6 protein-coding genes and 1 pseudogene are annotated in these 6,224 nt (G+C 66.0%); 2 read left to right on the top strand and 5 right to left on the bottom strand.

From position 1 onward, the window contains the following. From KBI52_RS02595 to KBI52_RS02575, 5 genes and pseudogenes are all read right to left on the bottom strand, one after another. A pseudogene (locus KBI52_RS02595) lies at window positions 1–821 on the bottom strand (PD40 domain-containing protein); the annotation flags it as partial. 271 nt (window positions 822–1,092) lie between these two features. Then, complete coding sequence (locus KBI52_RS02590) at window positions 1,093–2,235, bottom strand: PQQ-dependent sugar dehydrogenase (RefSeq protein ID WP_210805117.1); 1,143 nt, start codon at window positions 2,233–2,235, stop codon at window positions 1,093–1,095. Between the two features lie 83 nt (window positions 2,236–2,318). After that, window positions 2,319–2,510, bottom strand: a complete 192-nt coding sequence (locus KBI52_RS02585) for a hypothetical protein (RefSeq protein ID WP_173945070.1) — start codon at window positions 2,508–2,510, stop codon at window positions 2,319–2,321. 147 nt (window positions 2,511–2,657) lie between these two features. Then, the gene (locus KBI52_RS02580; RefSeq protein WP_173945071.1) at window positions 2,658–3,065 is read right to left on the bottom strand and encodes a VOC family protein; all 408 of its coding nucleotides are present in this window, start codon (window positions 3,063–3,065) and stop codon (window positions 2,658–2,660) included. 121 nt (window positions 3,066–3,186) lie between these two features. Then, window positions 3,187–4,167 (bottom strand): tripartite tricarboxylate transporter substrate binding protein, encoded by a 981-nt coding sequence (locus KBI52_RS02575; RefSeq protein WP_173945072.1) that lies wholly within the window; start codon window positions 4,165–4,167, stop codon window positions 3,187–3,189. Window positions 4,168–4,416: 249 nt separating this feature from the next. Here KBI52_RS02575 and KBI52_RS02570 point away from each other — a divergent pair, with 249 nt between their 5' ends. Beyond that, window positions 4,417–5,619, top strand: a complete 1,203-nt coding sequence (locus KBI52_RS02570; protein WP_173945073.1) for a pyridoxal phosphate-dependent aminotransferase — start codon at window positions 4,417–4,419, stop codon at window positions 5,617–5,619. Window positions 5,620–5,791: 172 nt separating this feature from the next. Then, on the top strand, window positions 5,792–6,067 hold the full coding sequence (locus KBI52_RS02565; RefSeq protein WP_173945074.1) for a cyclase: 276 nt from the start codon (window positions 5,792–5,794) through the stop codon (window positions 6,065–6,067). The last annotated feature ends 157 nt before the right edge of the window (window positions 6,068–6,224 follow it).

Here is a 6,224-nt window from a genome sequence, read left to right as displayed (position 1 = left end):
CCGTCCGGGCTGACCTGGGCGTTGTAGCTGCCGTTGTTCGCCTCGGCGCCGTTCTTTGCGACGGAGATGCGTGTGACTTCCTTGGTGTCCAGGTTCTTGAGGAAGATGTCGGCTTTGCCGTTGCCGTCGCCGTCGCCGGCAACCAGATTGTCGGCATCGCTGGTGAACACGACGGAGCGCCCGTCCGGACCGAACCGAGCGCCATAGCTGTAATGATTTCCGAAGATCCCGTTGACGGTCGAAACGCATTCGACGACGCCGGTGCTCAGCTCCAGGCGGAAGATGTCGGTCGCTTGGTTGTCGGGATCACCGGCCACGAGATTGAAGGCGTCGCTCTCGAACACGATGAAGCGCCCGTCCGCGCTGAACCGCGCGTCATAGCTACCGTTGTTCGCCTCGAGTTTGTTCTGATCCACCGACAGGCGCGTGATCACGCCGGTGCTCAGCTCCTTCATGAAAATGTCGGCGCTGTGGTTGTTGTCGCCGGCGACCAGATTGCTGGCGAGGCTCTCGAACAGCACGAAGCGCCCGTCCGGGCTGAACCGGGCGTTCGTGCTGAAGTCGTTTGCCTGCGTGGCGCCTGCCGTTGAGACACGAGTGATCGCGCCCGTGATCAGGTTCTTGATGTAGATATCGGACTTGTGATTGTCGTCGCCGGCGACCAGGGGAGCGTCGGACGCGAATACGATGGAGCGTCCGTCCGGGCTGAACTGGGCGTCGGAGCTGTTGCCCAGTCTCTCCATTCCGTCGGCGGCCGTCGACACCCGCCTCAGGGTATCGGCACTCGTCGGACGGACAACGGATTGCACGGACAGGAACATGGTCGGGCTCTCAAGCAATCAAGACACGCAGCCCCCCAGCCGCGCGCGAACGACATTGCTTAACAGGCGATCATTCCCTTGGGCTACTCTCCGAACAGAGGGCCTCTCAAGCATCGGATCCCATGCTTCGTCATGGATGTGAGCATCGTCGTGGCGGAGAACCGGGTCCAGGTTCCGCTGACGCGGCCCTCCGGGTCCGCACGATGCACCGGCTGCGGGGCCGGGATCACTCAGTCCCGGATGGCGCGCCCGGAGACCCGCCCGCGGATCATTATGTCGCGGGCTTCATGCGCAGGATGCGGCCGCTGCGGGAATCCGTCAGGAGATAGACGAGGCCGTCCGGGCCCTGGCGCACGTCGCGGATGCGCTCGCCGAGCTGCTGCAGCATGCGCTCCTCGCCGGTCACCCGGTTGCCGTTGGTCTCAAGCCGCGTGACGAGCTTGCCGGCCAGCGCCCCGACCAGGATGCTGCCGCGCCACGCCGGGAACTGGTCGCCCGTGTAGAAGGCCATGCCGGAGGGCGCGATGGACGGGTCCCAGAAATAGACCGGCTGCTCCAGGCCGGTTTTCTTCGTGCCTTCGCCGATCTTCTGGCCCGAGTAATGCACCCCGTAGGAGATCACCGGCCAGCCGTAGTTCCGGCCCTTCTGCGGGATGTTGACCTCGTCGCCGCCCCGCGCCCCGTGCTCCACGGTCCAGAGTTCGCCGGTGGTCGGGTGAAGGGCCGCCGACTGCACGTTGCGATGGCCGGACGACCAGATCTCCGGGCGGGTATCCTCGCGATCGAGGAAGGGATTGTCGGGTGCGGCGCCGCCCGTGGGTTTGATGCGCACGATCTTGCCCAGGTGGTTGTTGAGGTTCTGGGCCTTGTCGCGCAGGTCGTTGCGCTCGCCGAGCGTCACGAAGAGATTGCCATCCCGGCCGAAGACCAGGCGCGATCCGAAATGGTGGGTGCCGGCATAGGACGGTTCCTGGCGGAAGATCACCTCGGTGCCCTCGAGAGCCGTGCCATCCTGGCTGAGGCGCCCCCGCGCCACGCTCGTGCCGTTGCGGCCTTCGCCGCGGTCCTCGGCGAAGCTCAGATAGACCAGGCGGTTCTGCGCGAAGGCGGGATCGAGCGCCACATCGAGGAGCCCGCCCTGGCCGCGGACGGACAGACGCGGAAGGCCCTTGATCGGCTCGGACGGGTTGCCGCCGGCATCGACGATGCGCAGGCGGCCGGACCGTTCCGTCACCAGCAGGCGATTGTCGGGGAGAAACGCGAGGCCCCAGGGATTTTCGAGATTGCGCGCCACCGTCTCGACGATCACCTCGATCTTGTCGGTGCGAAAGCGCTGGGTGTCCTGGGCGAGGGCGGAGGAGAGGGGGGCGCCGAAAGCAAGCGCGCAGGTCAGGGCGATACGGGGGCTCAGCATCTGGGATTCTCTCCGCCTTTCACGATGCCGGAGAGCTAAACTCCTGAGACGGGCCGTCAACCGTGCCGCCGTTCACTCACGCGTTATCGCGGAGAATACACGTGGACGGTTTTCGGGTCCTGGGCCGACAGGGTCTGGGTGGTGGCCATCACGGAGAGCGTCGCGAGGCCCAGCAGCATGACGAGGGCGAGCGAGCGGCGGCTTTCCTGACGCGGGTCCAGGCGGTGGGCGCGGGAGGAAACATGATAGGCGTTTCTTGGCCGGAAAGTTTTCATTGGTCCAGGTCCCAGCAACCAAAGGAGGCTACGGGAGAAAAACCTGTGCGATTCAAGAAAGTTCCAGCCCTATCCGAAAGTGTCGCATCCGGTTTCTCGGCTAAGTGTCGGCGTTAACTAATTATTAACGATTGTGGCAGCGCGGGCTTATGGTTTCGGCGTGACGATCACGGATTCCGCAGTGCGCTCGGCCGGCCCATGATGAACCGCCTCGATATTGTGGCCGTCGGGGTCGTGGACAAACGCGGCATAATAGCCTGGGTGATAGGAGCGTTCTCCGGGCCCGCCGTTGTCGCGCCCGCCGGCCGCGAGGGCCGCCGCATGGAAGGCGTGGACCGCCTCCCGATCCCGGGCCTGGAACGCGAGATGGACCCGCGACACCGGCCCGTCCGCCCGGTCGACCCACAATTCGTCGCAGGCGAAATGCTCCGGGCTCTCCGAGGTGAACGTGCGGCCGACCGCCTCCAGGACGGCCCGGTAGAAGCGCCGGCTCGCCTCGAGGTCCGAGACCCGCAGGTGGATGTGGTCGATCAGTCGGCCCTGGTGACGCTGCATGGGTTCTGCTCCCCCTCGATGTCATCACCGGGCTCGTCCCGGTGATCCCGATTGTGTGAAACGCCGCGCCCTTCGTATCGAGATGGCCGGGACAGGCCCGGCCATCTCGGGGAAATGCCGATCACTCGGCCTTGATGCCGGCCGCCTTGATGATCTCGGCCCAGGTCTGGATCTCCTTGGCGAGATAGGGCTTGAACGCCTCCGGGTCGCGCACGTTCAGGGTGAAGCCGAGCTTGGTGATGCGCTCCTTGACGTCGGGCTTGTTGAGGATCGCGATGATCGTGCCGGACAGCTTGTCGAGGACCGGCTTGGGGGTGTTCACCGGGGCGAAGAAGGCGGCCCAGGATTCCGCGTCCGCATCGGTGATGCCCTGCTCGCGCAGGGTCGGCACGTCGGGCGCCTGCGGGTTGCGCTGCGGGCTCGCGATGCCGATGGCGCGCATCTGCCCGGCCTGGAACTGGGCGAGCACGCTGGGCAGGGTCGAGTTCGACACGTCGATGCGGCCCGCCATGATCTCCGTCACCAGCGGGGCGGCGCCCCGGAACGGCACGTGGGTCATCTTGGTGCCCGTGCGGGTCATGAACAGCTCGGTCGCGAGGTGCGAGCCGGAGCCGACGCCCGTCGAGCCGTAGTTCAGCTTGCCGGGATCCTGCTTGGCGAGCGCGATCAGCTCCGGGATGGTCTTGGCCGGCAGGTCGTTCCTCACCACGAAGACGTGCTCGAAGGCGCCCGCGCCCGCGAGCGGGGCGAAGTCCTTCACGGCGTCGTAGCCCGGCTCCTTGAGCAGGAACATGTTGTTCCCGTGGGTCTGGTTGTTGCCGAACACGATCGTGTAGCCGTCGGGCTCGGCCTTGGCGACCGCCCGGGTGCCGACCGCCCCCGAGGCGCCGGCGAGGTTCTCGACGATCACGTTCTGGCCCAGCGACTTGCCCATCTCCTCGGCCACGATGCGGGCGATCACGTCGGTCGGCCCGCCGGCCGGGTAGGGCACCACCATCTTGATGACGCGGGTCGGGAAATCCTGGGCGGCGGCGGCGCCGGCGAAGAGGGCCGCGCCGGCGACGAGGCCGAGCGCGAGGCGGCGGGTGAGGGATGTGCTCATCGGAAAAGGCGGCTCCTCGAAAACGGGCCGGGATAGGCCGGTTCTGCTTGCTGTTTTGCTTGCTTGGGCGGCTTGGCCGCTTTAGAGCATCGTGCGGAAAAGTGGATCCGGTTTTCCGCATCAACGATGCTCTCATTCTGGAATAAAGCATCGGATTGGATCCTAAAAGTGGATTCCACTTTTGGGTCCGATGCATTAGGGTCCGCCGCCGTCACGGTCCTTATCTAACGCCCCGATCGGAGGATTCCCATGGGCTTTTTGTCTGACGCCCTTTCCCGCATCAAGCCGTCTGCCACCATCGTCATCACGCAGAAAGCGCGGGATCTGAAAGCTCAGGGGCGGGACGTGATCAGCCTTTCCGTCGGCGAGCCGGATTTCGATACGCCCGACACCATCAAGGAAGCGGCCATCGCGGCGATCCGCCGGGGCGAGACCAAGTACACGCCGGTCTCCGGCATCGTGCCCCTGCGCGAGGCCATCGCCCGCAAGTTCAAGCGCGAGAACGGCCTCGACTACAAGCCCTCGCAGACCATCGTGTCCACGGGCGGCAAGCAGGTGATCTACAACGCGCTGCTCGCCACCCTGAACCCGGGCGACGAGGTCATCATCCCGGCGCCCTACTGGGTGTCGTATCCGGAGATGGTCGGCCTGTGCGGCGGCAAGCCGGTTTTCGTCGACTGCACCATGGAGCACAACTTCAAGCTCCAGCCCGAGCCGCTCGAGCGCGCCATCACGCCGAAGACCAAGTGGATCATCCTCAACTCGCCGTCGAACCCGACCGGCGCGGCCTATTCGCGCGCGGAGATGAAGGCGATCACCGACGTGCTCATGCGCCATCCGCACGTGTGGGTGCTCACCGACGACATGTACGAGCACCTGACCTACGGGGATTTCGAGTTCGTCACGCCCGCCCAGGTCGAGCCGAACCTCTACGAGCGCACGCTCACCATGAACGGCGTGTCGAAGGCCTATGCCATGACCGGCTGGCGCATCGGCTACGCGGCCGGTCCGCAGCACCTGATCAACGCGATGGACTTCGTGCAGGGCCAGCAGACATCGGGCGCCGCCTCGATCTCGCAATGGGCCGCCGTGGAGGCGCTCGACGGGCCGCAGGATCACCTCACGGTGTTCAGGAAGGCGTTCCAGGAGCGCCGCGACCTCGTGGTGTCCATGCTCAACCAGTCGAAATACCTCAAGTGCCCGATGCCGGAAGGCGCGTTCTACGTCTATCCGTCCTGCGCCGACGCGATGGGCAAGACCGCGCCGTCGGGCAAGGTGCTGGAGACCGACGAGGACTTCGTGTCCGAGCTGCTGGAAGCCGAGGGCGTCGCGGCCGTGCACGGCTCGGCCTTCGGCCTCGGCCCCAACTTCCGCATCTCCTACGCCACGTCCAACGCGGCGCTGGAAGATGCCTGCCACCGCATCCAGCGCTTCTGCGGAAGCCTGCGATGACGCATCGGACCCCGCGTCGTCATGGCCGGCCTCGTGCCGGCCATCCCGATGCGGTGAAGCGCAACGCTCTCCCGGTCGGGATCACCGGCACAAGGCCGGTGATGACGGGAGAGGGACGGGCCATTGGTTGCCGAGGTGAGACTGTGATGAGCGACCGCCGGGGAATGCGCTGATGGACCTGCCACGGACCTTCCATCCGGATCCTGCGGCGCAGCCCTATCGGGCCGATCCCGCCTCCACGCATCGCGTGAAGTTCGACGCCCGCGTCGACTTCACCAATGGCGGCCACGTGGAGGCGAAGGATTTCCTCCTCGACATCGCGGGCGACAGCGTCACGCCCGAGCGGCTGGCCGAGATGATCGTCTCGGCCATGAACCTCCTGCGCGCCGGCCCGGTGACGATCACGGCCATGCGCATCGTGCGGCGCGGCGAGCATCAGGACGGGTGACGGGCATTCCCGGTCCGGCGACGGGCCGATGCAGGCCGGTCACCTTCCTCGTCCCCTGCTCGCCGTCATCACCCTCCTTCGCCATCACCGGGCTTGTCCCGGTGATCCCGATGGCTTGAAGCACTGCGCTTTATCGTATCGGGATGGCCGGGACAGG

It is taken from the genome of Microvirga sp. HBU67558 (assembly GCF_018069605.1).
Taxonomy (GTDB): domain Bacteria; phylum Pseudomonadota; class Alphaproteobacteria; order Rhizobiales; family Beijerinckiaceae; genus Microvirga; species Microvirga terrae.
The sequence above is the reverse complement of the archived record's forward strand: the minus strand, read 5'-3'. Positions and strand labels throughout refer to the sequence as shown.